The sequence below is a fragment of the Streptomyces sp. DSM 41931 genome (assembly GCF_050271085.1).
Classification (GTDB): Bacteria; Actinomycetota; Actinomycetes; order Streptomycetales; family Streptomycetaceae; genus Streptomyces; species Streptomyces albogriseolus.
This window is the reverse complement of the sequence record NZ_CP189902.1, coordinates 1,891,289-1,916,512: the sequence shown is the minus strand read 5'-3', so window position 1 is coordinate 1,916,512 and position 25,224 is coordinate 1,891,289. Positions and strand designations below refer to the sequence as shown.

The following is a 25,224-nucleotide window of genomic DNA, read 5'->3' as shown; positions in this document are numbered from 1 at the left end:
CCTGAACCCGGCAGCCGGACGGGTCAGCTCGCGAAGGCCGGCATGGCGAAGCGCCGCACGAGCGGGAAGCCGTCCTCGCGGGCGCTCTTGGCGTTGACCGAGTAGACCACGGTGCGGGACAGGTCCCGGGTCGCGCCCAGCACCGTGTGGTAGCCGGGGCGGGAGCCGGTCTTGCCCCAGATCTCCCGGCCGTCGATCACGAACCGTTCAAGGGCCATCCCGTAGGTGGCGCCGTCGATGTCCGGCACGGTGAACATCTCATCCAGCAGCGACCGCGGGACGACCTTGCCGCTGAACACGCCGAACACCAGACGCTCCAGGTCGGCGGTGGTGGAGATCATGTCCCCGACCGCCCAGCGGTCGGACATGTTCCACTCGGTGACGTCGGTGGTCCGGCCGTCGATGTCGGTGTAGGCGCGGTGGTGCGGGCCGTGGATGCGGGGGTCGGGGCCGCCGGGGAAGCCGGTGTGCCGCATGCCGAGGGGGCGGAAGACCCGTACGGCCGCCTGGTGTTCGTAGCTGTCGCCGGTCACCGCCTCGATGAGCATGGCGAGCACGGTGTAGTGGATGTTCCCGTACACCTGCCGCTCGCCCGGGGTGTGCGCAGGGCCCTGGGCGACGGACGCGGCCACCACCTCCTCCGGGGTGAGCGTCTCGAACCGGCGGGGGTACATTTCCTCGGTCGTCGAGCCGAGGCTCGCGCCGGGGCGCAGCCCGCTGGTGTAGGTGAGCAGGTGACGTACCGTCGGGGGCTCGGTGAAGGACGCCGGGAGCAGGTCCGGCAGATAGCGGCTGACGGGCGCGTCGAGCGCGACGCGCTTCTCCCCGACGAGCTGGAGCACGACCGCCGCGGTCACCACCTTGGTCGTGGAACCGGCGCGGAAGCGGGCGTGCGGCAACGCGGGCGCCCCCGTGCGCAGGTCCCGGACGCCCGCGGTGCCCGACCAGCTGCCCTTGCCGCCGACCCGGATCAGCGCCGCGGAGACGTCCCCGTCGGGGACCTCGGCGAGCGCCCGCTCCAGCGCGGTCGCGTCGAATCCGCCGGTACGAGGCGCGGAGACGGCGGGGGAGTCCGGCTCGGGGTGGGCGGCGGCCGTCCCGGCGAGGGGGACGAGCAGCAGGGACGAGGCCAGCAGGGCGCACACGGTCGTGGCGCGGGCACGGGCGGTGGTGCTGCCTGAGGTCATGGAAGGGCTCCGATCGCGGCGGTTCGTGCATACGAGCTGCGGACGGGAACCATCCTGGTGATCAAGAGCGGCGGCGGGATCGTACGCGGTGACGAGGCCCGCCCCTGAGACGTCCCCTACCAACCGGCCTGTCTCGTAAGGGGCTTCCCAGGGCCGTGACCCCGAGACGGGCAGGCGCCCGGGCCGCGGGCGGCCGGGGGTCGCGGACGGTGCTTGAATGCCCCCGTGACTGCTTACGACGTGCTGCGTGTCTTCTGCGGCCCACGCGGCGGATACGGCAACGAACTGGGCGTCGTCCGGGACGGCTCGGTTCTGCCCGGGCCGGACGAGCGCCAGAAGTTCGCCGCCGAACTCGGCTTCAGCGAGACCGTGTTCGTCGACGACCCCGAGCGCGGGGTGATCGACATCTACACCCCCACCACCCGCCTGCCCTTCGCGGGCCACCCCTGCGTCGGCGCCGCCTGGCTGCTCGACGTGCCCGAACTCGTGACGCCCGCCGGGGTCGTGGGCGCCCGGCAGGACGGGGAGTTCTGCTGGATCGAGGCGCGGGCGGAGTGGGTGCCGCCGCGCACCCTGCGGCAGTACGCCACCGCCGCCGAGGTGGACGAGCTGCCCGTGCCCCCGAAGGGCGAGTGGATCTACGCCTGGGCCTGGGCGGACGAGCCGGCCGGGCGGATCCGGGCCCGCGCCTTCCCGGGCCGCACGGATGGGCGCGGCGACAGCCGCTCCGGTGGAGCCGGCGCCTGCGCCGGGGGCATCGACGAGGACGAGGCCACCGGCGCCGCGGCGCTGCTGCTCACCGACCGGCTGGGACGTGCCCTGAACATCACCCAGGGCGCCGGCTCGCAGATCCTCACGGCGCCGCAGCCGGAGGGCTGGACGGAGGTCGGCGGCCGGGTCTACCTGGAGCGCTGACCGGCAGGACGAACGGGCGGCACCGTCAAGGGCGCCGCCCGGCGTGCCGGAGGCCCGCTCACGCCGACAGCGGGAACTCCTCGCCCAGCGCCCGGAACACGTCCGAGTTCAGCGAGAACGCCCGCCTGCACTCGGCCACGACGCGCTGCTTCTCCAGGTCGTCCACCGGCACCCCGTCCAGCAGCGCCCGGTACTCCCGCTTGAACGCGGCCGGGTTGGCGATGTCCTCGAAGACGTAGAAGCGGACGCCGTCGCCCTTCTTCGCGAACCCCCAGGTCCGCTCCGCCTTGTCGCGGATGATCTGACCGCCCGAGAGGTCGCCCAGGTAACGGGTGTAGTGGTGCGCGATGTACCCCGCCGGCCACGCGCGGGCCACGGCCGCCACCCGGTCCGCGTAGACCCGCGTCGCGGGCAGGGCGGTCAGGGTCGCGCGCCAGTCCGGGCCGCGCAGATGCCCCAGGTCCCGCTCCAGGGCGGCGAGCCGGAACAGCTCCGGGCGGATGAACGGGCCCGCCACCCGGTCCGACGCCAGGTCCCGTGCGCCGGACTCCAGTGCCTCGTACACGAACCACAGCTGCTCGGTGTAGCGCGCGTAGGCGTCCACGCCCAGCCGTCCGCCCAGCAGAGCGGTCATGAAGGGCGAGGTCTCCGCCTCGACGTGCCGCTCGTGGGAGGCGGTGCGGATCAGGGTCGAGAAGGGGTCCATGTGCCGGTCTTCCGCGGATGGGGGTGGAGAGGCGCCGGGCGTCACGGCAGGGTCAGGATGTCCGCCCCGGTGTCCGTGACCACCAGCGTGTGCTCGAACTGCGCCGTGCGCCTGCGGTCCTTCGTCACCACCGTCCAGCCGTCGTCCCACATGTCGTACTCGTGGGTGCCGAGCGTCAGCATCGGCTCGATGGTGAAGGTCATCCCCGGCTGCATCACCGTCGTCGCGTGCGGGCTGTCGTAGTGCGGGATGATCAGGCCCGAGTGGAAGGACGAGTTGATGCCGTGCCCGGTGAAGTCCCGGACCACCCCGTAGCCGAACCGCTTCGCGTACGACTCGATCACCCGGCCGATGATGTTGATCTGGCGGCCCGGCCTCACCGCCTTGATGGCGCGGTTCAGCGCCTCCCGGGTCCGCTCCACCAGCAGGCGGCTCTCCTCGTCCACGTCGCCGACCAGGTACGTGGCGTTGTTGTCGCCGTGCACCCCGCCGATGTACGCGGTCACGTCCAGGTTGACGATGTCGCCGTCGCGCAGCACCGTCGAGTCCGGGATGCCGTGGCAGATGACCTCGTTGACGGACGTGCACAGCGACTTGGGGAAGCCGCGGTAGCCGAGCGTCGACGGGTAGGCGCCGTGGTCGCACATGTACTCGTGCGCCACCTTGTCCAGCTCGTCCGTCGTCACGCCGGGCGCGATGAGCTTCGCCGCCTCCTCCATCGCGCGGGCCGCGATCCGGCCGGCGCGCCGCATCGCCTCGATCGTCTCGGGCGTCTGCACCTCCGGCCCGGTGTACGGGGTGGGCGCGGGCTTGCCGACGTACTCGGGACGGCGGATGTTCCCGGGCACGGAGCGGGTGGGGGAGAGCTTCCCCGGTACGAGGAGTGACTGGCCAGACATGCCGCGAGTCTAATTCAGCCGCGACGGGGGACCATCTTCCGTGGCGAGAGGAGCCGTCATGCCCCTGTTCAAGAAGCGCACGGCCGGGAAACCCGGCGAGTGGTACTACTGCCTGGAGCACAAGAAGGTCGAGGAAGGGCCCGAGTGCCCGGCCAAGGACCGCTTCGGCCCGTACGCGAGCCGTACCGAGGCGGAACACGCGATGGAGACCGCCCGCGAGCGCAACCTCCAGTGGGAGAACGACCCCGCGTGGCACGACGCGCCGAAGGGCCGCGACGAGGACTGAGACGAGGACTGAGCCGACGCGTCACCAGCGGGTCGGCGGCGGGGCGGTGAGCAGGTCGGCCAGCCGGGACAGCCGGTCCCGGACACGGCGGCGGCCCCGGCGGGCGGGCAGCGCGTTCTCCCCGGCCGCCGCGCTCACCAGGTGCTGCACGGTGTCCAGGTCCAGCTCGGAGCCGTCCGGGACGGGCAGCACCTCGTGCGCCAGCGCCGGCAGCTCACCCGCCTCCGGACCCAGCGACAGCAGCGTCGCCCCGGCGCGGCGGGCGTCCGACACCCGCTCCAGCAGCGCCGCGGGCGGCTCGCCGGGCGCCACCACCAGCAGCGTCTCGCCCCGCCGTGCCGCCTCCAGCCGGCCCAGGCCCACCGCCAGGTGCGCCGGGTCCGTGGCGCGCGCGCCGTGCCGCACCAGCGTCGGCGCCAGCTCCGGGGTGCCCGACCAGGCCGCCTCGTCCACCAGGTGCGCCGCCAGGTGCCACGGTTCGTACTCCGGCGTGCCCACCAGCAGCAGCCCGCCGCCGTGCGACACCACCGACCCGCGCAGCGTCCCCGCGAAGTGCCGGGTCGCCCCCAGCCACTCCGTCCCCGCGAGTACTTCCCTCAGCAGCGCGACCCGTACGGCGTCCATGCCGCCGCATCCTGCCCCCAACGGCACGCCCGCGTCCTGGTGTTCGGTCACGGTTCGCCCGACCCGGGGACACGGGCGGGACGCCGGGTGACGGGCCTCACGCCCGGCCGCTGCGGGGGCGTCCGCCGCCGTAGAGTCGGGCCATGACCTCTACCGACAGCGCACAGCAGCCCCCGCGGAAGGCCCCCGCCAAGGACCCCTGGGACCTGCCCGACGTCTCCGGCCTCGTCGTCGGCGTGCTCGGCGGCACCGGACCGCAGGGCAAGGGCCTCGCCTACCGGCTCGCCAAGGCCGGCCAGAAGGTGATCATCGGCTCCCGCGCGGCCGAACGGGCGCAGGCCGCGGCCGAGGAGCTCGGGCACGGCGTCGAGGGCGCCGACAACGCCGAGACCGCGCGGCGCAGCGACATCGTCATCGTCGCCGTCCCCTGGGACGGCCACGGCAAGACCCTCGAGTCCCTCCGCGAGGAACTCGCCGGCAAGCTCGTCGTGGACTGCGTCAACCCGCTGGGCTTCGACAAGCAGGGCGCCTACGCACTGAAGCCGGAGGAGGGCAGCGCCGCCCAGCAGGCCGCCGCGCTGCTGCCGGACTCCCGTGTCACCGCCGCGTTCCACCACCTGTCGGCGGTACTGCTCCAGGACCCCGGGATCGACGAGATCGACACCGACGTGATGGTCCTCGGCGAGGTCCGCGCCGACGTGGAGATCGTCCAGGCGCTGGCCGGGCGCATCCCCGGCATGCGGGGCATCTTCGCCGGGCGGCTGCGCAACGCCCACCAGGTGGAGTCGCTGGTCGCCAACCTGATCTCGGTCAACCGCCGCTACAAGGCGCACGCCGGGCTCCGCGTCACGGACGTATGAGGCGATGGGGGACACTGGAGCGGAAGCAGTGTCCCCCGACAGGAGCCCCCCGCCATGCCCCGCCTCGCCGTCTACGCCCTCGTCGTGTGCCTCCTCGCCGTCGCCGCGGCCGTCGTCTCCTTCGTGGAGGGCAGCGTGCTGATCGGCGTCGTGTGGATCCTCATGGCGGGGCTGTCGTCGAACATGACCTGGTACTACGTCCGCCGAGCCCGAGCCACCGGCCCCGACACCCCGGCCACCGACTGACCCCGAAGGGGACAGCCCTGCCGAGCTGCGGGTAGTCCGTGGCTGGTCGCGCAGTTCCCCGCGCCCCTGAAGGGCGCCTCCGCCTGCGCGCAGCGGCGGTCTCAGACCGCGCAGTACTCGTCCGCACCCCGCCAGAAGCGGAACAGGTCGAAGCCGCAGTAAGTGTCGAGTTCCTCGACGCACAGGAAGCCCAGCACCGCGTCGATCATGTCGAAGAAGACGCCGTTCACGGACGGCACCCACAGCAGGGCGAAGACGAAGAGCAGGCCGAACGGGGCGAACGGCTCGACCTGGCGGCGGACGGAGTGGGAGAGCCACGGCTCGATCACGCCGTAGCCGTCCAGCCCCGGCACCGGCAGGAAGTTCAGGATCGCCGCCGTGACCTGGAGCAGCGCGAGGAACGCCAGGGCGAACCGGAAGGCGGGCGGCACGCCGTCCAGGGCGCCCAGCCAGAACGGCGCCGTGCAGATCACCGCGAACGCCACGTTGGTCAGCGGGCCCGCCGCCGAGATCAGGCTGTGCCGCCACCGGCCCCGGATCCGGGCGCGCTCGATGAACACGGCCCCGCCCGGCAGACCGATCCCGCCCATGATCACGAACACCACGGGCAGCACGATGCTCAGCAGCGCGTGCGTGTACTTCATCGGGTTCAGCGTGAGATAGCCCTTCGCGCCGACCGAGATGTCCCCGCCGTGCAGGGCGGTGCGCGCGTGCGCGTACTCGTGCAGGCACAGGGAGACGATCCACGCGGACGTCACGAAGAGGAACACCGCGAGCCCCGGCTCGGCCGCGAACCCGGTCCAGGTGGCCCAGCCGGTGACCGCCGAGACGGCCAGGATGCCCAGGAAGACGGGACTGACCCGTCGGTCGCCGGGACGGGTGGCGGCGGTGGTCATGGAACTCCCTGTACAGAGAAGAGCGCACGGGCCTGCCCGACCGTACCCGGCACGCCGGGAAAACGCTTCGCGCGGGCGCCCGGTTCCGTGCAAGGTGAGGGCGCCCCTGACCCCGGCCGGACGTTCCGCCGGCCGGCACCGGAGAGAATGGACCCCGTGCGCTACCGCATCCTCGGCACCACCCAGGCAGTCCGCCCCGACGGCACCGTCGTTCCCGTGGGCGGCGCACGGCTGCGCGCCCTGCTGACCGTGCTCGCCCTGCGGGCCGGCCGCAGCGTGCCGGTCGGCCTGCTGGTCGAGGAGGTCTGGGACGGCGACCCGCCCACCGACGCCACCGGCGCGGTGCAGGCCCTGGTGGGACGGCTGCGCCGGGCGCTGGGCGCGGACGCGGTCGCCTCCGCCGACGGCGGCTACCGGCTCACCGCCGCACCCGACGACGTCGACCTGCACCGTTTCGAGCGGCTGGCCGGCGAGGGCCTGCGCGCGCTGGGCGACGGCGACCCCGCCAAGGCGGCCACCGTGCTCGACGACGCCCTCGCCCTGTGGCGCGGCGGCCCCGCGCTGCCCGGGCTGCCCGACCGGACCGCCGAGGCGGCCCGCGTGGAGACCCGGCACCTGGACGTGCTCCGCGCCCGCCACACCGCCGCCCTGGCCCTCGGCGAGGCCGAGCGGTCCCTGCCCGAGCTGACCGCCCTGTGCGACGGCCACCCCCTGGACGAACCGCTCCAGGCGCTGCGGCTGCGCGCCCTGCGCGACACCGGCCGCACCGCCGAGGCGCTCGCCGCCTACGACGAGGTGCGCCGGCTGCTCGCCGACCGGCTCGGCTCCGATCCCGGCGCGGAACTGCGCGCCCTGCACGCCGAGCTGCTCAGCCCGGAGCCGGCCGGACCGCCCACCCGGCCGGGCGGCGGCACACCCGGCAACCTGCGCGCCCGGCTGACCTCCTTCGTCGGCCGCGAGACGGACATCGAGGCGATCCGCGCCGACCTGTCGGCCGCCCGTCTGGTGACGCTCCTCGGTCCGGGCGGGGCGGGCAAGACCCGGCTCTCGCAGGAGGCCGCCGAGACCGTACGGGCCGCCCACCCCGACGGCGTGTGGCTCGCCGAACTCGCCCCCGTGGACGACCCCGACGCCGTGCCCGAGGCGGTCCTCACCGCCGTCGGCGCCCGCCAGACCGTGCTGTACGGCGCCGGCGCGGAGGGCATGCGGGCCGTCACCGACCGGCACAGCGCCCCCGTGGACCGGCTCGCCGAGCACTGCGGGCCACGCCGCATGCTGCTGATCCTCGACAACTGCGAGCACGTCGTCGAGGCCGCCGCCCGCCTGGTGGAGACCCTCCTCGAACGCTGCCCCGGCCTCACCGTCCTCGCCACCAGCCGTGAACCCCTGGGCGTGCGCGGCGAGTCGCTGCGCCCCGTGGAGCCGCTGCCCGAACCGGTGGCGCTGCGTCTGCTCGCCGAGCGCGGGGCCGCCGCCCGCCCCGGCTTCCGCACCGACGACGACCCCGAGGCGTGCGCCGAGATCTGCCGCCGTCTCGACGGCCTGCCCCTCGCCATCGAACTCGCCGCCGCCCGGCTGCGGATGCTCACGCCGCGCCAGATCGCCGGCCGGCTCGACGACCGCTTCCGTCTCCTCACCTCCGGCAGCCGCACCGCCCTGCCCCGCCAGCAGACCCTGCGGGCCGTCGTCGACTGGTCCTGGGAACTGCTCGACGCCGGCGAACGCGACGTGCTGAGCCGCCTGTCCGTCTTCGCGGGCGGCTGCGACCTCACCGCCGCCGAGGCCGTGTGCGGCCCCGCCGCCCTGGAGGCGCTCGGCTCCCTCGTCGACAAGTCGCTGGTGGTGGCCGCCCCGTCGGGCGACGGCGGGATGCGCTACCGGCTGCTGGAGACCGTCGCCGAGTACGCGGGCGAACGTCTCGACGAGACCGGAGGACGCGACGACGCCGAACGCGCCCATCTGACGTACTACCGCGAACTCGCCCGTACCACCGAGCCGTTGCTGCGCGGCCCGCGCCAGGTGGAGGCCGTCGCCCGGCTGGAGCGGGAGTACGAGAACGTGCGCACCGCCCTGCGCCACGCGGTGGCCCGGCGCGACGAGCAGGAGGCGCTCTGCGTCACCCTGTCCCTGGTCTGGTACTGGCAGATGCGCGACCTGCGCATCGAGGCCCGCAACTGGTGCAAGGAGGTCATGGCGCTCGGCCCCGACCCGTTCACCGAACCCGTGCGGCCGGCCGCCCCGCTGTGGCGGCGCTGCACCGAGGCCCCGCCCCCGATGACGGGCGAGGTTCTCGCCGAGGCCCGCCGGGGTGTGCACCTGGCCCATCTCGCCCAGATGGACACCGAGCTGGACGACTGGCAGACCCCGCAGGCCCAGCACCGGCTGCGCCTGATCTCCGCGACCTACGAGCCGGGCCAGCCACAGGTCTGCCGTCCGCCGGGCCTGCTGTGGACGTTCGCCGTGATGCTCACCGGCGACATGGACCGGCTGCGCGAGGTGGTGGACGCGGCGGTCCGCACCTGCCGTGAGACGCCCGGCTACGCGTGGGAGCTGGCCTGCAACCTCCAGCTGCGCGCCAACTTCCTCGCCAACCGCAGCGACTGGGCCGGCGACGCCCGCCGCGACGCCGACGAGGCCCTGGAGATCCACCGGCGGCTCGGCGACACCTGGGGCATCGCCGAGGCGCTCTCCGCCCGCGGAGAGGCCCGGGAACGCGCGGGCGCCTATCAGGAGGCCGCCACCGACTACACGGCGGCCATCGAGCACGCCGAACGCCTCGGCGCCCGCTCCCACACGGCCGTGCTCACCGCCCGGCTCGGCGCCGCGCTGATCGAGGCGGGCGACACCGAACAGGGCGAGCGGCTGCTGCGCGAGGTCATCGACAGCACCCGCGGCCGGCACGTCGAGGCGCTGCCCGCCGCCCGGCTGTTCCTCATCGGCTGGCTGTGCGTGAGCGGACGCACGGCGGAGGCCCGTGAGCATGTGCGGGCGCTGCGCGAGGAGTTCCGCCTCGCCCACTACGTGGTCTTCGACGCGTTCATCCTCGGCGCCGAGGCCGGCATCGAGGTGGCCGCGGGCGACGACGAGCGCGCGCTCGACATCGTCCGGGAGGCGATGCGGCAGGCGGACGACTCGCTGGTCGTCGCCATGGCCCCGCACCTGCGCGCCTCGTACGTCGTCCTGGCCGCCGCGGCCCTCGCCGGTCTTGACGGCGGACGGCACGCCCGGGACGCGGCCCGCTGCCTGGGCGCCGCCGACTCCTGGCTGCCCGAGGGACACACGGCGGGCCTCGTGGAGCGCACGACCCGTGCCCACGCCGAGGCCCGGATCCGGGAGGTGCTGGACGAGACCGCCTTCGCGGCCGCGTACGCCGAGGGCGACGGCCTCTCCCCGGAGGAGGCCGTCGCCCTGCTCGATCCGGCGTGAGATCAGGTCTTCGTACGGAACTTGTGGATGGCGACCGGCGCCATCACGGCCGTGATCCCCACGGACCAGGCGAGCACCATCCACAGGTCGTGGGCGACCGGACCGCCCACCATCAGCCCGCGGGCGGAGTCGGCCAGCGCCGACAGCGGGTTGTACTCGGTGAAGTTCTGCAGCCAGCCCGGCATCGACTGCGTCGGCGCGAAGATCGACGAGCCGAACTGCAGCGGCATCAGCACCAGGAAGCCCATCGCCTGCACCGACTGGGCGTTCTTCATCACCACGCCCAGCGTGAGGAAGATCCACATCAGCGCCGAGCCGAACACCGTGGACAGGCCCACGGCGGCGAACAGCCCCGGCCAGTTGGTGATGTCGAACCCGACCAGCACCCCGACGACCAGCAGGATCGACGTGGCGATCAGCATCCGCACCAGCTCGACGGAGATCTTCGCGAACAGCACCGAGCCGCGCCCGATGGGCAGCGACCGGAAGCGGTCCATGACCCCGGTGTGGAAGTCCTGGTTGAACCCGGTGCCCACCCCCTGGGCCATGTTCATGCCCATCATGGCCATCAGGCCGGGCACGATGTACTGCACGTACGCCTCCTGCCCGCCGCCCAGGGCCTGCCCGATCGAGCCGCCGAAGACGAACACGAACAGCAGGGTGAAGACGACCGGGAAGAGCACGGCGTCGAACATCGACTCCGGGTCCTGCCGGATCCACAGCAGGTTGCGGCGCACCAGCGCCCCGGTGTGACGCAGATGGGCCCGCGGCGAGATCCGCGCGTCCGAGCGGACGCCGGCGGCGGAAGCGGCGGTGGCGGCGCTCATACGGCGACGACCTCCTCGGACATGTCGGCGGACAGGGCGTCCTGCGGGGCGCCGGCACGGTGGCCGGTGAGCGACAGGAACACCTCGTCCAGGCTGGGCAGTTCGGTGGTCAGGGCGCTGAGGGTGATCCCGCGGGCGGTGACCGCGCCGACCACGGCGGTCAGCTGCTCGTCGCTGAGCACGGGGACCAGCACCGCGCCCCGCTCGGCGTCCACGGTGGTGCCGGACAGCCCGGTGATCCCCAGCTCGTCGAGGGCGGCGGCGAGCGGACGCAGCTCCAGCGGGTCGGCCGGCCGGATCCGCAGCGTGCGGCCGCCGACCCGGGCCTTCAGCTCCTCGATGCCGCCGCTCGCGATGACCTTGCCGCGGTCCACCACGGTCAGTTCGGAGGCGAGCTGCTCGGCCTCCTCCATGTACTGGGTGGTCAGCAGCACCGTCACCCCGTCGCCGACCAGCCGCTTCACCTCGTCCCACACCTCGTTGCGGGTGCGCGGGTCCAGGCCGGTGGTGGGCTCGTCCAGGTACAGCACGGCCGGGCGGCCGATCATCGAGGCGGCCAGGTCCAGCCGCCGGCGCATGCCGCCGGAGTAGGTGCCGGCCGGGCGCCGGGCGGCCTCGGTGAGCGAGAAACGCTCCAGCAGCTCGTCGGAGCGGCGCCGCGCCTCCTTGCGCGGCAGGTCCAGCAGCCGCCCGATCAGGTACAGGTTCTCCCAGCCGGACAGCTTCTCGTCCACGGAGGCGTACTGCCCGGTCAGCCCGATCACCCGGCGCAGCTGCCGGGGCTGGCGGACCACGTCGTACCCGGCGACGGTGGCGTGCCCGGCGGTGGGGGCGAGCAGCGTGGACAGGACGCGCACCAGCGTGGTCTTGCCGGCCCCGTTCGGCCCGAGCACCCCCATCACGGTCCCCTCGGCCACGTCCAGGTCGACCCCGTCGAGGGCCTTGGTCTCCCCGTAGTGCTTGACCAGCCCCCGGACGGTCACGGCGCTCCCCGCGCCCCCCGTTCGTTCGTCGTATCGCGTCATGTCCCCGACGATCGCAGCGGCCGCCGACAAAACCCCGACAGAGCGCCGACACCCCGCCGACAGGCGTCCGCGCACCAGGGGGGCGGGATGTTCCCGGACAGGCGACGGCCCGCCGACGGGGGAAGATCGGCGGGCCGTCGTGGGTGGTGCGGCAGTGGCTCACAGGGTCGTACGCGGTGGCTCACGGCACCCGGGCGCGGGTCAGTGCACGGAGTGCTCCTCCTGCGGGAAGGACCCGGCGACCACGTCCTCGGCGAACGCCTTCGCCGCCCCGGTCATCACGTCCCGCAGGTTCGCGTACTGCTTGACGAACTTCGGCACCCGGCCGCCGGTCAGTCCGAGCATGTCGGTCCACACCAGCACCTGGGCGTCCGTCTCCGGTCCCGCGCCGATCCCGACCGTCGGGATGTGCAGCGTGCGGGTCACCTCGGCGGCCAGCTCGGCCGGCACCAGCTCCAGGACCACCGCGAACGCGCCCGCGTCCTGTACGGCCTTCGCGTCCCGCAGCAGCTGCTGGGCGGCTTCCTCGCCGCGGCCCTGCACCCGGTAGCCCATCGCGTTCACCGACTGCGGGGTCAGCCCGATGTGGGCCATCACGGGGATGCCGGACTCCACCAGCAGCTCGATCTGCCGGTGCGAGCGCTCGCCGCCCTCCAGCTTCACGGCGCCGACCCCGGCCTCCTTCACCAGCCGGGTCGCCGAGCGCAGCGCCTGCACCGGACCCTCCTGGTAGGAGCCGAACGGCAGGTCGCCGACGATCAGGGCGCGCGAGGTGCCCCGGACGACGGCGGCGGCCAGCATGGTCATCTCGTCGAGGGTGACCGGCACGGTGGTGTCGTACCCGAGGTGGCAGTTGCCCGCGGAGTCGCCGACCAGCATCACCGGGATGCCGGCCTCGTCGAACACGGAGGCGGTCATCGCGTCGTACGCGGTGAGCATGGGCCACTTCTCGCCGCGCTCCTTGGCGAGGGCGATGTCCCGGACAGTGATGCGGCGCGTGCCCTTGCCCCCGTACAGCGTCTTGCCGCCGGAGGAAGAACCGGGCGTCCCGGTCTGGGCAGCCGAAAGCTGCGTCATGGATCTGTCTCCCAACACGTCATCTCGAGGCGCCCTGACGGCGTCCCCGGACCACGTCCATGGTGGCACCTCTCCCGGCGGAGGGCCAGAGGCAGCCCGCCGCGGCCGCCCACGCCCCGGCCTGCCCTGCCACACCGGGACAAACACGGGCAACACGCCCGTCAATGCGAGACGGTCTCGTATCGGAACTTTCTACGCTGGGCCGCATGACTTCTCCTGCCGCCCCAGCCCGCCGGATCCCGGAAGCCGTGCACCGGCGCCGCTGGGTGATTCTCGGCGTGCTGATGATGAGCCTGCTGATCGTCGTCCTGGACAACTCGATCCTGAACGTCGCCATCAAGACGATCTCCACCCCCGCCCCCACCGGCCTGGGCGCCACCCAGAGCCAGCTGGAATGGGCCATCAACGCCTACACGCTCGTCTTCGCCGGACTGCTCTTCACCGCGGGGCTGCTGGGTGACCGGCTCGGCCGCAAGAAGGTGCTGATCGGCGGTCTCGCCGTGTTCGGCGCCGGCTCGGCCCTCGCCGCGTTCTCCGGCTCCCCCGCCGAGCTCATCGTCTTCCGCGCGGTGATGGGCCTGGGCGCGGCGTTCGTCATGCCGGCCACCATGGCCGTCCTGATGCACGTCTTCGAGCGCGACGAGCAGCCCAGGGCCATCGGCATCTGGACCGGCGGAGTGGGCCTGGCCATCGCCATCGGCCCGATCACCGGCGGACTGCTCCTCGACCACTTCTGGTGGGGCTCGGTCTTCCTCGTCAACGTGCCCATCGTCGCCCTCGCCGTCGCCCTGATGCTGTGGCTCGTCCCCGACTCCCGCGATCCGAAGCCCGGCCGGATCGACCCCGTCGGTGTCGTGCTGTCCGTGGCCGGCCTGGTCCTGCTGGTGTACGGGATCATCAGGGGCGGCCAGCTGGCCGACTTCACCGACGTCACCGTGCTGGCGGCGACCGGCGCCGGTCTCGCCGTGCTGGCCGCGTTCGTGGTGTTCGAGAAGCGCAGCGACCACCCGTCCGTCGACATCTCCACCTTCCGGAACAAGGTGTTCTCCGCCTCGATCACCGCGATCGCGCTGGTCTTCTTCGCCCTCCTGGGCGTGACCTTCTTCACGGTGTTCTACCTGCAGAGCGTGCGCGGCCACTCGCCGCTGGAAACCGGCCTGCTGATGCTGCCGCTGGCCGCGACCCAGCTGCTCTTCGCGCCCCGGGCCCGCCTCATGGTGGACCGCGTCGGCAGCAGGATCACCACCACCGCCGGCCTGGTGGTGCTCGCGGCGACCCTGGCCGCGTTCGCGCTCCTGGACGCGGATACGCCCCTGTGGTTCCTGGAGGCCGTCTTCTTCCTGATGGGCACCGGCATGGCCTATGTGATGACGCCGGTGAGCGTCGTCGTCATGCAGGCCCTGCCGCGCGAGAAGGCCGGCTCCGCCTCCGCGCTCAGCAACACCTTCCGCCAGGTCGGCGGCGCCCTCGGCATCGCCGTACTCGGCTCGGTGCTGTCCACCGCCTACCGCACCGACATCGAGGAGGCGCTGGGCCCGGTGCCGCCCGGCGCCCGGCACGCGGCGGGCGAGTCCATCGAGGCCACCCTGGCCGTGGCGGACCGGCTGGGCCCGCGCGGCGAGCCCCTGGCCGACGCGGCCGCCGACGCCTTCCTGTACGCCATGCACGTCACGGCGCTGTGGGGGGCGGCCGTCGCGGTGCTGGGCGCGGTCGTCGTCGCCGTCTTCCTGCCCGGCCGCACACCGGCGCCGGAAGGCGACGGACGGGACCGGGCGCTGGTGACGGCGGCGGACTGAGAAGCCACGGGCCGGCGCCCCGTCAGGCCTCGATCCCGTTGCGGGCGACGACGTCGGCGTACCAGCCCGCACTCTGCTTGGGAGTGCGCCGCTGGGTGGCGAAATCGACGTGCACGATGCCGAACCTCTTGCTGTAGCCGTAGGCCCACTCGAAGTTGTCCAGCAGCGACCACAGGAAGTAGCCCCGCACATCGGCGCCCTCCCCGATCGCCCGGTGCACGGCGGTGAGGTGGCTGTGCAGGTAGGCGATCCGCTCGGGATCGCGTACCTCCCCCGACGGGTCCGCGTAGTCGTCGTACGCCGCCCCGTTCTCGGTGACCATCAGGGGAAGGCCCGGGAGGTCGTCGCGCAGCCGGACGAGCAGCTCGTACAGCCCGTCGGCGTCCACGGGCCAGTCCATGGCGGTCCGGGGTCCCGGCGCGGGCAGGAACCGGACGTGCCGCTCCGCGCCGGCCCACGGGGACGGCGACTCCGACCGCCCGGCGGCGACGACGGTGGGGGAGTAGTAGTTGATGCCGAGCGAGTCGATCGGCGTCGCACAGACGGCGAGGTCGCCGTCCCGCACGAACGACCAGTCGGTGACCGCCGCCGTGTCGCGGACCAGGTCCTCCGGGAGGCGCCCGTGGAAGACGGGGTCGAGGAAGACGCGGTTGGCGACGGCGTCGATCCGGCGGACGGCGTCCAGGTCGCCGGCCGAGGGCGTGAGCGGACGCAGGGCGTGGAGGTTGAGGGTCAGGGACACGTGGGCAGTGGGCGGCAGGGCGTCGCGCAGCACCCGGACCGCCGATCCGTGCGCCAGGTTGAGGTGGTGCGCCGCGCGCAGACTGTCGGCAGGACTGGTGCGGCCGGGGGCGTGCACGCCGTTCCCGTACCCGAGGAAGGCGGCGCACCACGGCTCGTTGAGGGTTGTCCAGGTGCCGATCCGGTCGCCGAGGGCGTCGGCCACCAGGGCGGCGTAGTCGGCGAAGCGCCGGGCGGTCTCCCGCTCGGGCCAGCCGCCCGCGTCCTCCAGCTCCTGGGGCAGGTCCCAGTGGTAGAGGGTGGCGACCGGCCGGATACCGGCGTCCAGCAGTGCGTCGGCGAGCCGCCGGTAGAAGTCCAGGCCCTTCTGCACGGCGGGCCCGCGACCGGTGGGCTGCACGCGGGGCCAGGCGATCGAGAACCGGTAGTCGGTCAGCCCGAGGCGGCGCATGAGGGCGACGTCCTCGTGCATACGGTGGTAGTGGTCGGCGGCGATGTCGCCGGTGTCGCCGTTGCGGACCTTTCCCGGAGTGCGGCTGAAGGTGTCCCAGATCGAGGGCGTGCGGCCGTCCTCGGCGGCGGCGCCCTCGATCTGGTAGGCGGCCGTGGCGGTTCCCCAGCGGAAACCGCTGGGGAACCTCAGGACGGTCGGGTCGCCGGTGAGGGTGGCTGATGCGGTGACTGGTGCGGTCATGGACTGAAGGCTCCGAAGGCGAAGGTGGGGGAGGAGGGGGGGAGCGGTGACGGACGGGCCCGGGCTCAGCCCTTGACGGCTCCCTGCATGATGCCGCCGACGATCTGCCGGCCCAGGAAGCCGAAGACCAGCAGCACCGGGAGGGTGCCGAGGAGGGTGCCGGCCATGATCACGGACTGGTCGTGGACGTAACCGCCGCCGAGCTGGCGCAGGGCCACCTGGACGGTCGGCTCGGACGAGGACAGGGCGACGATGGGCCAGAAGAAGTCGTTCCACGCGGCCATGAAGGTCAGCAGGCCCAGCACGGACATGCCCGGACGGGCGACGGGCACCACGATGGACCAGAAGATCCTGGCGGTGGACGCGCCGTCGACCCGCGCCGCCTCGATCAGCTCGTCCGGCAGCGACTGCACCAGGTACTGGCGCATGAAGAACACACCGAACGCGGAGACCAGGCCGGGAAGGATGACGGCCTGGAGCTGGTTCACCCACTGCAGTTCGGCGATCAGCATGAACAGCGGGATGACGCCCAGCTGCGGCGGGATCATCATCGTTCCCACGGTGATCGCGAGCAGCGCGCCGCGTCCGCGGAAGCGCAGCTTGGCGAAGGCGAAACCGGCGAGCGTGCAGCAGAGCACGGTGCCGAGGGTGATCGAGCCGGACACGATGAAGGAGTTCAGCAGTGCCTTGCCGATGTCCGCTTCCTCCAGCACCGCCTCGAAGTTGCGCAGCAGGTGCGGGCCGGGCAGGAGCGACGGCGGGACCTGGGCGAGGTCGGCGTTGGAGCGGCTGGCCGCCACGACCGTCCAGTAGAACGGGAACGCGGAGACCAGGACGGCGACGGCCAGGATCGCGTACGTGAGCTTGCCGGCGTGGTTGGTCCGTCCGGCGCGGGACCGGCGGGCCCGGCGGTGCGGCGGCTTCTCCGGGTGGGCGGGAGGCGTGACCGGCGGGTCGGCGAGCGTGGTCATCGCACGGCCTCCTTGCGTGAACGGCGGTACGCGAGCAGGGCGTTGACTCCCACGAGCACCACGATGAGCAGGAACATGACCCAGGCGATGGCCGCGGCCCGGCCCAGGTGGAAGAAGCCCCAGCCCTGCTCGTACATGTAGAGGCCGAGGGTCTGGTACTGGTGCGAGATGCCGCCCGAGATGGACCCCTCGAACAGCAGCGGCTCGCCGAACAGCTGCGTCGCCCCGATCGTGGAGACGATCACGGTGAACACGATCGTCGGACGCAGTCCGGGCAGGGTCACGTGGAAGAACTGGCGCCACTTCGACGCCCCGTCCATCTCGGCGGCCTCGTACAGCTCCTGCGGGATGGACTGCATGCCCGCCAGATAGATCAGGGCGTTGTAGCCGGTCCACCGCCACACGACGATGGTGGAGACGGCGATCTGGGAGGCGACCGTGCCGGTCTGCCAGTCGACCGGGCCGATGCCGACGAGCCCGGCGACATAGTTGATCAGGCCGAAGTCCCGGCCGAAGAGCTGCGCGAACACCAGGGTGGCCGCGGCCACGGACGTCGCGTACGGCAGCAGCATCGCCGTGCGCAGGAACGTCCGGGCGCGCAGACGGTAGTTGAGCAGGTGCGCGAGCCCGAGCGCCATGACCAGCTGGGGGACCGTGGAGATGACGCCGATGGTGAACGTGTTGCGCAGCGAGATCCAGAAGAACTCGTCGGTGAACAGGACCGTGTAGTTGTCCAGCCCTCGCCATTCCATGTCGCCGGGGGTCTGCAGCTCGACCCGGTACAGGGACACGAACGCCGTGTAGATCAGCGGGAAGAGGCCGAAGGCGGCGAACAGGGTGAAGAACGGCGCGATGTAGGCGTAGGGCGACATCTTCTGCCACGCGCGCCGTGCGCGGCTCGGCCAGGAGGGGGTGGGAGGCGGGACCGGCGGAGCCGGCGTCTCGAGTGCGGTAAGGGTCACGGGGCGGCCTTCGGGAGGGGAACGGCGGTCATGGGACCTCCGCCGCCGCCGGCGGGGCGGGCAGCGGCGGCGGCGGAGGCGTGGGTCGGCGCTCGGGTCAGCCGAGGGTGTTGGCCACGCCCTTCGAGGCGTTCTTCCAGGCCTTCTCGGGATCCGTGCCCTTGCGCTCCACCTCGCTCAGCGCGTTGGTGATCTGCTGGGCGATGCTCTGGTCGTGCAGACCCAGGACCTGCACGGGCGCCGCCTTGGCCGCGTCACCGAAGATCTTGCCGATCGGGGCGTCGGAGAAGTACGGGTCCGTGGTGTCGGCGACCTTGTCGATGGCGCCGGTGCTGGAGGGGAAGTTGCCCACCTTGCGGAAGAGCTTCTCCTGCTGCTCGGGCGCGGTGAGCCACTTGATGAGCTCGTACGCCTCCTTCTTGTGCTCGGCGGCGCGCGGGATGGACAGGTAGGAGCCGCCCCAGTTGCCGGCGCCGCCGGGCAGCTTGGCGATGTCCCACTTGCCCTGGCCCGCGTCACCGGCCTGGCCCTTGATGTAGCCGAGCATCCAGGCGGGGCACGGGATGGTGGCGAAGGAGCCGGCGGCGAAGGCCTGGTTCCACTGCGGCGACCACTGGTCGAGCTCGGCGCTCAGCCCGCTCTCCGCCGCCTCCACGGAGCGGTCCCATGCCTCGAGCAGGGCGGGGTTCTTGTCCCAGATCAGCTCTCCGGACGCGCTGTAGTAGCGCTCCTTCTGCTGCCCGATCATGATCGAGTAGAGACTGCCGACGCTGTCCAGCCAGGCGCTCTTGCCGGGGGCCTTCGCCTTGTACTGCTTGCCGAGTTCCAGGTAGCCGTCCCAGCTGGACCAGCGCTGCGCGAGCTCCTCGCGGTCGGTGGGCAGGCCGGCCTTCTTCAGCAGGTCGGTGCGGTAGCACATGGCCTCGGGGCCGACGTCCGTCCCGAGCCCGAGGACCTCTCCGTTCTTCCCCGTGGCGGCGGCCCACTTGGCCTCCGCGAACTGGCCCTTCAGGGACTCCGCGCCGTACTTCTTCAGGTCCTCGAACTTGTCGGTCTGCTGCTGGGTGACGGTGGCGATCCGGCCCACTTCGATGCCCTGCACGTCCGCGAGGCCGCCGCCGCCCGCGAGGCGGGTCTGGAGCGACTTCCAGTAGTCGGCCTCGTCCTCGGTGTCCGTCTGCTTGATCGTGATGTTCGGGTGCAGCTTCTCGTACTCGGCGTAGAGCCCGGCCTCCTTGTAGCCGAAGGAGCCGAAGAGGTCCACGGTGAGGGTGATCTTGCCGTTCGCGCCGGCGGCGGAGTCGGCGTCGGACGAACCGCCGCAGGCGGCGAGCAGGGCACCGGTCAGGACGAGCGCCCCCAGGCGGGCGGTGGCTCTTCTCGCGGCACGGGCTGTGGGCATGGGTGGCTCCTCGACTCGGTGGCATGAGAGCGCTCTGAGAGCGCTCTCAAACGGTGCGAGTGGAGAGTGCCCGCCCGGTACGGCTCACGTCAAGGCTCCGGACGCGCCAGGTTGGCGACTGCGGTCACGGACCCGCGCTGCGGGGACGCTTCCTGCCCGGCCTCGTCGGCGGTCAGCCAGGCGCCGCGGCTGGAAACCCGCTGTACGGAGGGCGGGAGGCTGCGGGCCGGAAGCGCGCAGGGCTGTGTGGTGCACCGTGATGCCGCCGGGTCCGCGGCGAAGCGCGCAGGTCTGTGTGGTGTGCCGTGGCGCTAGCCGGGTGCGCGGTCCGCGGCTCGCTGTGCGGCGGATTCCGTGCTGCGCCGGAACGCCGCTGGGGGCCGCAGGCCGGAAGCCCGCAGGGCTGTGTGGTGCGCCGGGACGCTAGCCGGGTGCGCGGCCCGCGGCTCGCTGTGCGGCGGATTCCGTGCCGCGCCGGAACCCCGCCCGGCCTGCGGGTGGCGGTGTGGTCGGAGGGGGTCGTCCGGGGTGCCGGGTCCGTGGGCGGCGGTGTGGCCGGAGGGGGGCGACCGGGGTGCCGGGTCCGTGGGTGACGGTGTGGTCGGACGCGGGTCGTCCAAAGTGCTGGGTCCGCCGGCAGCCCCGGCGGGCCGGTGGCCGCGCGGGTGACGCGAGGGCCGGGTCGACGCGAAGGTCGGGCCGACGCGAGGGCCGGGCCGACCGGAAGCGGGCCGGAAACGGGCACGGCATCGCGCTCCCGGACGCCGCCCGGGAGCCGGCTTTCACGCCGAGGCGCGCCGGACCAGGTTCGTCGGCATGATCACGGATGCGGGGACCCGGCCGGTCGGCCGGCTCAGCAGCTTGACCAGCAGCTTCACCGACAGCCTGCCCAGGCCCTCGACGTCCTGGCGCACCGTGGTCAGCGCCGGGTCGCTGGCGCGTACCACCGCCTCCATGTCGTCGAAGCCGACCACGGCCACGTCCTGCGGGACGCGCAGACCCCGCTCGCGCAGCACGCGCAGGGCGCCCAGGGCCATGAGGTCGTTGGCGACGAAGACGCCGTCGATGCCGGGCCGCCGGTCGAGCAGCTCCGCCATGGCCCGTGCGCCGCTCTCCTCGGTGAAGCTCCCCTCGCGCAGCAGCTCCGGGTCGGGGTCGATCAGCACGTCGTGATAGCCGGCGATCCGGTCCAGTGCCGAGGTCTGGTCACCCGGACCCGCGATGTGCGCGATGGTCCGGCGCCCCAGGGAGACCAGGTGGCGCACGGCCTCCCGCGCGCCGCCCCGGTTGTCGGTGTCGACATACGGCAGGGCCGGGCCGGCCTCCGTCCCCGGCCGGCCGCCGAGGACCGTGGGTACCTTGCTCTCGGTGATCAGCCTCGGCAGACGGTCGTCACCGTGCAGGGAGAAGGCGATCGCTCCGTCGACGTGCCCCCCGGCGAGATACCGCGCGATCCGTCCGTGATCGGACTCGTCCTCCACCCACAGCAGCACCAGCTGGAGGTCGTTGGCGGTCAGCTCCCGGCTGATGCCCCGGAGCTGCTGCGCGAAGAACGGGTCGGAGAAGACCCGGAGCTCGGGCTCCGCGATGATCACGGCGACCGCGCCGTGCCGGCGGGTCACCAGCGAGCGTGCCGCGTGGTTGGGGACGTAGCCCAGCTCGTCGACCGCCGCGCGCACCTTGTCGACCAGCGGCTGGCGCACACCGGCGCCCCCGTTGACCACGCGCGACGCCGTGGCGCGCGACACGCCCGCCCGCGCAGCGACAGCCTCCAGCGTCGGGCGGTTTGCTGCTGTCTGCTCGGGCAAGGGAACTCCTGGTCTGCTGTGCGGCACCGCGTCGCCTGCCGCTCCTCCCAGGAGACAGGATAGTTCCCCTTCCGGCAGCGTGAGAGCGCTTTCAGGTCAGTGGTCGGGGTGCGGCCGCCCGGGCCGCCGGTTCGCGGGCCGGACCCCGTCCGGGTCGAACCCGTGCCCCGGGAGTCGTGTCCCCCCGGAGCAGTCCGGGCGCCGCTCCGGGCGGCACCGGGGCGCTCGGACTGAGCCGTGCGCCGACGGCGGCGTCTGCTCCGACCTGCGGCGGAACCCGTCGCGACGCCCGCTCCGGCGGCGGTGGAGCGGGCGTCGCGCCGCCCTGCCGCCACCGACTCCCGTGCGCGCCGCAGGCACCAATTCCTGCTTGAAGTATTGACCGCTCTTTGCCTGCTGCTTACGTTGAGCGCCGTCCTGAGAGCGCTCTCAGAGAGGTTCCGCATGAGATTCCGGAGACCCCTGGCACTACTGTCGGCGGCCGCGATGGCCGCGGGAGGCCTGGTGGCCACCCTCGGCAGTGGTGTCGCCTCGGCCGCCACCGTCGAGGTGGGCAAGGGAAGCTACAGCGACGTCCGGCCGGCCGGGCGGCAGGGCCCGTCCAACAACGGCGGCCAGGCGGTCAAGCCGAAGGTCACGCCGCGCATGGCGGACACGCCGGTACCGACCAACGACTGGTGGTCCTCGCTGGCCTTCCAGCGGTTCGCCGCCAACCCGTGGTCGGAGAACATGTACGGCCACCCCCTCACCTACAAGGCGGTGGCCGGCGGCCTGGAGGTCGGTTACCCGACCGACCACGAGATCGTGGGCGGCGGGCGTCAGTACGAGTTCGCGCACGAGGCCGACCTGACCCTCGGCCTCGCCGGCCTCAACTCCCCCGACGCGAAGGCGGACGGGTGGAGCGACTGGACCGTGACCCCGTCCTGGAACGACGGTGCGCGCACGCTGCGGACGACCATCGGCCACGGCATGCCGTACGTGTACGCCGAGGGCACGGGCGGCGCGGCGCAGATCAAGGCCGCGGCCCCGCCGACGGTCTTCGCCGACCAGGGCAACGTCCTCGGCGTCACCATCTCGGGCCACCACTACGCGCTGTTCGCCCCGAGCGGCAGCGACTGGACCGTGTCCGGCAACGAGATCAGGGCCGACCTCGGCTCGAAGGACTACTTCTCCCTGGCCGTCCTGCCCGGCACGGACGCGCTCGCCGACTACGAGAAGTACGCCTTCAGCTTCGTGACCGGCTCAAAGGTGGACTGGGAGTACCGGGAGGGCGCCGGCGAGGTCGAGGCGACGTACTCGCTGATCACCGAGGCGAAGGAGGGCACGGAGAAGGGCACCCTCCAGGCGCTCTACCGCCATCAGTGGCTGCACACCTCCGACCCGCTGACCGACTACAGCTACGTGTCCTCCCGCGGGGAGATGAGAGTCCGCGAGGGCACCTCGTCCACCACCGTGCAGAAGGTGAACGGCGTCCTGCCGGGGCTGCCCAGCGCCGCGGGTGTCGACAAGGCCAAGCTCAAGACGTACATCAACGACGTGCTGACGCAGGGCGACCCGTTCAGCGGGGCCATCGACACCTACTGGACCGGCAAGGCCCTGGGCAAGCTCGCCCAGCTCGTGCCGATCGCCGACCAGATCGGTGACACCGCGAGCCGCGACAAGCTCATCGAGCTGATCGAGGGCCGCATGGAGGAGTGGTTCACCGTCGGCGGGCCCTCGGAGTTCTCCTACGACAAGGACTGGCGCACGCTCATCGGTTACCCGGCCTCCTACGGCAGCGACCAGGAGCTGAACGACCACCACTTCCACTACTCGTACTACGTGATGGCCGCGGCGATCGTGGCGCAGTACGACCCGCAGTGGGCCGCCGACTCCGAGTGGGGCGGCATGGTGAAGGAGCTCATCAAGGACGCCGCCAACCCGGCCAGGGACGACTCCAAGTATCCGTTCCTGCGCGGCTTCGACGTCTACGCCGGTCACAGCTGGGCCGCCGGCCACGAGGCCTTCGCCGCCGGCAACAACCAGGAGTCCTCCTCGGAGTCGATCAACCTCAGCGCCGGCCTGATCATGTGGGGCTCGGCGACGGGCGACAAGGCGCTGCGCGACCAGGGCGTCTACATGATGATGACCGAGTCGGAGTCGATCGCGCAGTACTGGTTCGACGCCGACCAGCAGGTCTACCCCGAGGACTTCACCCACGACGTCGTGGGCATGGTCTGGAGCAGCGGCGGCGCCTACGCCACCTGGTGGACCGCCAACCCCGAGGAGATCCACGGGATCAACTTCCTCCCCATGACCGGCGGTTCGCTGCACCTGGCCCGCGAGAAGGACATGCTGCGCCGCAGCGTGACCGAGATGGAGGAGGAGAACGGCGGCCCGGCCGTCGAGTGGAAGGACATCTTCTGGCAGGTCCAGGCCCTCTACGACCCGGCCAAGGCCATGCAGTACTGGAACCAGTGGAACGGCGGGTACGTCCCCGAGGCCGGCGAGACCAAGGCCCACACCTACCACTGGGTCTCCACGATGAACTCCATCGGCGCCCCGGACATGACCGTCACGGCCAACTCGCCGACGGCCACCGTCTTCGACAAGAACGGCACCAAGACCTACGCCGCGCACAACTACGGCGCCGAGGAGTGCTCGGTCCTCTTCTCCGACGGCGGTGTGCTCAACGTCCCGGCGAAGTCGACCGCGTCCGGAGCGGGCGACGACACCGAGCTCGGCACGCTGTGCGGCGCCCCCGGTGACGACAGGCCCAGCGCGCCCGGCACCCCGGTCGCCGGCGACATCACCGACGACTCCGTCGAGCTGACCTGGGAGGCGGCGACGGACGACCTCGGCATCAAGGACTACGACGTCTACCGCGGCGACGACAAGGTCGCCACCGTCGACGGCACCACCTACACCGACACCGGGCTGGCCTCGGGAACCGAGTACACCTACAGCGTCAGGGCCCGCGACACCTCCAGCCAGGTCGGCCCGCCCAGCGGCACCGTGACCGTCACCACCACCGGCACGCGTGACCAGCCGCCCGGCGCGCCCGGCACCCCGGTCGCCGGCGAGGTCACCAGCACCTCCGTCGAGCTGACCTGGGAGGCGGCGACCGACGACAAGGGCGTCAAGGACTACGACGTCTACCGCGGCGGCACCAAGGTCGCCACCGTCACCGGCACCACGCACACCGACACCGGACTGACGGCCGGCACCGAGTACTCCTACAGCGTCAAGGCCCGCGACACGGCCGGCCAGACCGGCCCGGCGAGCGGCACGCTGAAGGTGACCACGGCCGGCAACCCGCCGGTCACTGCCGACACGTTCTACCCGCAGCCGGGCGGCGCTCTCGCCACCGAGGCGGCCGCGACCGGTTCCTCCGACACCATCCCCTCCGCCGGAGGCACCAACAACGACGGAACCCCGAAGAACCCGCTCGTCTACGAGGTCGAGAACGTCAACGGCACCCTGAAGTCGGGCTCCTCGACCGCCTTCACCTTCAAGGTGGACGCGGGCGGCTCCGTCGGCCACGCCCAGCAGGCCCGGGTGTCGTACGACCTGACCGGCGACGGCACGTTCGAGCGCGTCGAGACGTTCCGCTACTTCGCCACCGACCCGCTCCCCGGCTGGGAGGAGTACTCCTCGGCCCGGCAGGGCCTGCACTCCGCCTCGGGCACCCTGGGCGACCTGGACGGCGGCACCGTCCGCGTCGAGGTCTGGAGCGCACTGGGCAACGGCCCCTCCGCCCTCCAGGTGGGCGCGGGCTCCGTCCTCACCATCCCGTTCGCCTGACGGGACACCAACCCGGCCGGTGGGCCCGTCCCACCGGCCGAGCCCCGTCGTGCGCGTTTCGTCACAGACGGCGCTTTCACCCGCCCCACCCGG

20 protein-coding genes are annotated in these 25,224 nt (G+C 72.6%); 7 read left to right on the top strand and 13 right to left on the bottom strand.

Annotated elements, in window-relative coordinates; genetic code table 11:
* Positions 1–23: 23 nt before the first annotated feature.
* Positions 24–1,187: a serine hydrolase domain-containing protein gene (locus ACP7TJ_RS09015; RefSeq protein WP_427762725.1), complete on the bottom strand. Its 1,164-nt coding sequence runs from the start codon at positions 1,185–1,187 to the stop codon at positions 24–26.
* Between the two features lie 225 nt (positions 1,188–1,412).
* On the opposite strand from ACP7TJ_RS09015, the gene ACP7TJ_RS09010 reads away from it, so the two are divergent.
* Positions 1,413–2,102 carry a PhzF family phenazine biosynthesis protein gene (locus tag ACP7TJ_RS09010; protein ID WP_427762724.1) on the top strand — a complete coding sequence of 230 codons (690 nt, stop codon included), beginning with the start codon at positions 1,413–1,415 and terminating at the stop codon, positions 2,100–2,102.
* Positions 2,103–2,160: 58 nt separating this feature from the next.
* Here ACP7TJ_RS09010 and ACP7TJ_RS09005 read toward each other — a convergent pair whose 3' ends face one another.
* Both ACP7TJ_RS09005 and map read right to left on the bottom strand, forming a co-directional pair.
* Positions 2,161–2,808 (bottom strand): heme oxygenase (biliverdin-producing), encoded by a 648-nt coding sequence (locus ACP7TJ_RS09005; protein WP_427762723.1) that lies wholly within the window; start codon positions 2,806–2,808, stop codon positions 2,161–2,163.
* Between the two features lie 41 nt (positions 2,809–2,849).
* A complete protein-coding gene (gene map, locus ACP7TJ_RS09000; RefSeq protein ID WP_228919949.1) occupies positions 2,850–3,707 on the bottom strand; it encodes a type I methionyl aminopeptidase in 858 nt (285 codons plus the stop codon).
* Between the two features lie 58 nt (positions 3,708–3,765).
* Here map and ACP7TJ_RS08995 point away from each other — a divergent pair, with 58 nt between their 5' ends.
* Positions 3,766–3,993: a hypothetical protein gene (locus tag ACP7TJ_RS08995; RefSeq protein ID WP_093767862.1), complete on the top strand. Its 228-nt coding sequence runs from the start codon at positions 3,766–3,768 to the stop codon at positions 3,991–3,993.
* Between the two features lie 21 nt (positions 3,994–4,014).
* Here ACP7TJ_RS08995 and ACP7TJ_RS08990 read toward each other — a convergent pair whose 3' ends face one another.
* Positions 4,015–4,617 (bottom strand): hypothetical protein, encoded by a 603-nt coding sequence (locus tag ACP7TJ_RS08990; RefSeq protein ID WP_228919946.1) that lies wholly within the window; start codon positions 4,615–4,617, stop codon positions 4,015–4,017.
* 143 nt (positions 4,618–4,760) lie between these two features.
* Between ACP7TJ_RS08990 and npdG the strand changes: the two genes are divergently transcribed.
* Entirely contained in the window at positions 4,761–5,477 is a 717-nt protein-coding gene (gene npdG, locus ACP7TJ_RS08985; RefSeq protein ID WP_093767864.1) for an NADPH-dependent F420 reductase, read from the top strand.
* 54 nt (positions 5,478–5,531) lie between these two features.
* Positions 5,532–5,723, top strand: a complete 192-nt coding sequence (locus tag ACP7TJ_RS08980; RefSeq protein WP_193457516.1) for a hypothetical protein — start codon at positions 5,532–5,534, stop codon at positions 5,721–5,723.
* A 101-nt stretch (positions 5,724–5,824) separates the two neighbouring features.
* Here ACP7TJ_RS08980 and ACP7TJ_RS08975 read toward each other — a convergent pair whose 3' ends face one another.
* Positions 5,825–6,619: a site-2 protease family protein gene (locus tag ACP7TJ_RS08975; protein ID WP_167742899.1), complete on the bottom strand. Its 795-nt coding sequence runs from the start codon at positions 6,617–6,619 to the stop codon at positions 5,825–5,827.
* 147 nt (positions 6,620–6,766) lie between these two features.
* Here ACP7TJ_RS08975 and ACP7TJ_RS08970 point away from each other — a divergent pair, with 147 nt between their 5' ends.
* Positions 6,767–10,045, top strand: coding sequence for a BTAD domain-containing putative transcriptional regulator (locus ACP7TJ_RS08970; RefSeq protein ID WP_266545683.1), 3,279 nt, complete (start codon positions 6,767–6,769; stop codon positions 10,043–10,045).
* A gap of 2 nt (positions 10,046–10,047) precedes the next feature.
* Here the strand turns inward: ACP7TJ_RS08970 and ACP7TJ_RS08965 are convergent, their stop codons facing one another.
* The 3 genes from ACP7TJ_RS08965 to panB form a co-directional block, all read right to left on the bottom strand.
* The gene (locus ACP7TJ_RS08965; RefSeq protein ID WP_093767867.1) at positions 10,048–10,872 is read right to left on the bottom strand and encodes an ABC transporter permease; all 825 of its coding nucleotides are present in this window, start codon (positions 10,870–10,872) and stop codon (positions 10,048–10,050) included.
* Positions 10,869–11,897 carry an ATP-binding cassette domain-containing protein gene (locus tag ACP7TJ_RS08960; protein ID WP_167742897.1) on the bottom strand — a complete coding sequence of 343 codons (1,029 nt, stop codon included), beginning with the start codon at positions 11,895–11,897 and terminating at the stop codon, positions 10,869–10,871. The genes ACP7TJ_RS08965 and ACP7TJ_RS08960 overlap by 4 nt, the downstream gene beginning before the upstream one ends.
* A 201-nt stretch (positions 11,898–12,098) precedes the next feature.
* Positions 12,099–12,974 carry a 3-methyl-2-oxobutanoate hydroxymethyltransferase gene (gene panB / locus ACP7TJ_RS08955; RefSeq protein ID WP_093767868.1) on the bottom strand — a complete coding sequence of 292 codons (876 nt, stop codon included), beginning with the start codon at positions 12,972–12,974 and terminating at the stop codon, positions 12,099–12,101.
* 206 nt (positions 12,975–13,180) lie between these two features.
* On the opposite strand from panB, the gene ACP7TJ_RS08950 reads away from it, so the two are divergent.
* Positions 13,181–14,770, top strand: coding sequence for an MFS transporter (locus ACP7TJ_RS08950; RefSeq protein WP_093767869.1), 1,590 nt, complete (start codon positions 13,181–13,183; stop codon positions 14,768–14,770).
* A gap of 22 nt (positions 14,771–14,792) precedes the next feature.
* Here ACP7TJ_RS08950 and ACP7TJ_RS08945 read toward each other — a convergent pair whose 3' ends face one another.
* The 5 genes from ACP7TJ_RS08945 to ACP7TJ_RS08925 all read right to left on the bottom strand — a co-directional run bounded on the left by ACP7TJ_RS08945 (position 14,793) and on the right by ACP7TJ_RS08925 (position 21,348).
* Positions 14,793–16,205: a GH1 family beta-glucosidase gene (locus tag ACP7TJ_RS08945; protein WP_427762722.1), complete on the bottom strand. Its 1,413-nt coding sequence runs from the start codon at positions 16,203–16,205 to the stop codon at positions 14,793–14,795.
* Positions 16,206–16,270: 65 nt separating this feature from the next.
* Complete coding sequence (locus tag ACP7TJ_RS08940; protein ID WP_093767871.1) at positions 16,271–17,176, bottom strand: carbohydrate ABC transporter permease; 906 nt, start codon at positions 17,174–17,176, stop codon at positions 16,271–16,273.
* Positions 17,173–18,138, bottom strand: coding sequence for a carbohydrate ABC transporter permease (locus ACP7TJ_RS08935; protein ID WP_167742895.1), 966 nt, complete (start codon positions 18,136–18,138; stop codon positions 17,173–17,175). Before ACP7TJ_RS08935 ends, ACP7TJ_RS08940 begins: the two co-directional genes overlap by 4 nt.
* Positions 18,139–18,235: 97 nt before the next feature.
* Complete coding sequence (locus tag ACP7TJ_RS08930; protein WP_427762721.1) at positions 18,236–19,540, bottom strand: extracellular solute-binding protein; 1,305 nt, start codon at positions 19,538–19,540, stop codon at positions 18,236–18,238.
* A gap of 782 nt (positions 19,541–20,322) precedes the next feature.
* On the bottom strand, positions 20,323–21,348 hold the full coding sequence (locus tag ACP7TJ_RS08925; RefSeq protein WP_167742893.1) for a LacI family DNA-binding transcriptional regulator: 1,026 nt from the start codon (positions 21,346–21,348) through the stop codon (positions 20,323–20,325).
* A 444-nt stretch (positions 21,349–21,792) separates the two neighbouring features.
* On the opposite strand from ACP7TJ_RS08925, the gene ACP7TJ_RS08920 reads away from it, so the two are divergent.
* Positions 21,793–25,131 (top strand): glycosyl hydrolase, encoded by a 3,339-nt coding sequence (locus ACP7TJ_RS08920; protein ID WP_427762720.1) that lies wholly within the window; start codon positions 21,793–21,795, stop codon positions 25,129–25,131.
* Positions 25,132–25,224: the final 93 nt, after the last annotated feature.

Bases quoted from the DNA above. Each gene is read 5' to 3' on its own strand.
- ACP7TJ_RS09015 (WP_427762725.1), bottom strand. From the start codon at position 1,187: ATGACCTCAGGCAGCACCACCGCCCGTGCCCGCGCCACGACCGTGTGC.
- ACP7TJ_RS09005 (WP_427762723.1), bottom strand. From the start codon at position 2,808: ATGGACCCCTTCTCGACCCTGATCCGCACCGCCTCCCACGAGCGGCAC.
- map (WP_228919949.1), bottom strand. From the start codon at position 3,707: ATGTCTGGCCAGTCACTCCTCGTACCGGGGAAGCTCTCCCCCACCCGC.
- ACP7TJ_RS08995 (WP_093767862.1), top strand. From the start codon at position 3,766: ATGCCCCTGTTCAAGAAGCGCACGGCCGGGAAACCCGGCGAGTGGTAC.
- ACP7TJ_RS08990 (WP_228919946.1), bottom strand. From the start codon at position 4,617: ATGGACGCCGTACGGGTCGCGCTGCTGAGGGAAGTACTCGCGGGGACG.
- npdG (WP_093767864.1), top strand. From the start codon at position 4,761: ATGACCTCTACCGACAGCGCACAGCAGCCCCCGCGGAAGGCCCCCGCC.
- ACP7TJ_RS08980 (WP_193457516.1), top strand. From the start codon at position 5,532: ATGCCCCGCCTCGCCGTCTACGCCCTCGTCGTGTGCCTCCTCGCCGTC.
- ACP7TJ_RS08975 (WP_167742899.1), bottom strand. From the start codon at position 6,619: ATGACCACCGCCGCCACCCGTCCCGGCGACCGACGGGTCAGTCCCGTC.
- ACP7TJ_RS08970 (WP_266545683.1), top strand. From the start codon at position 6,767: ATGGACCCCGTGCGCTACCGCATCCTCGGCACCACCCAGGCAGTCCGC.
- ACP7TJ_RS08965 (WP_093767867.1), bottom strand. From the start codon at position 10,872: ATGAGCGCCGCCACCGCCGCTTCCGCCGCCGGCGTCCGCTCGGACGCG.
- ACP7TJ_RS08960 (WP_167742897.1), bottom strand. From the start codon at position 11,897: ATGACGCGATACGACGAACGAACGGGGGGCGCGGGGAGCGCCGTGACC.
- panB (WP_093767868.1), bottom strand. From the start codon at position 12,974: ATGACGCAGCTTTCGGCTGCCCAGACCGGGACGCCCGGTTCTTCCTCC.
- ACP7TJ_RS08950 (WP_093767869.1), top strand. From the start codon at position 13,181: ATGACTTCTCCTGCCGCCCCAGCCCGCCGGATCCCGGAAGCCGTGCAC.
- ACP7TJ_RS08945 (WP_427762722.1), bottom strand. From the start codon at position 16,205: ATGACCGCACCAGTCACCGCATCAGCCACCCTCACCGGCGACCCGACC.
- ACP7TJ_RS08940 (WP_093767871.1), bottom strand. From the start codon at position 17,176: ATGACCACGCTCGCCGACCCGCCGGTCACGCCTCCCGCCCACCCGGAG.
- ACP7TJ_RS08930 (WP_427762721.1), bottom strand. From the start codon at position 19,540: ATGCCCACAGCCCGTGCCGCGAGAAGAGCCACCGCCCGCCTGGGGGCG.
- ACP7TJ_RS08920 (WP_427762720.1), top strand. From the start codon at position 21,793: ATGAGATTCCGGAGACCCCTGGCACTACTGTCGGCGGCCGCGATGGCC.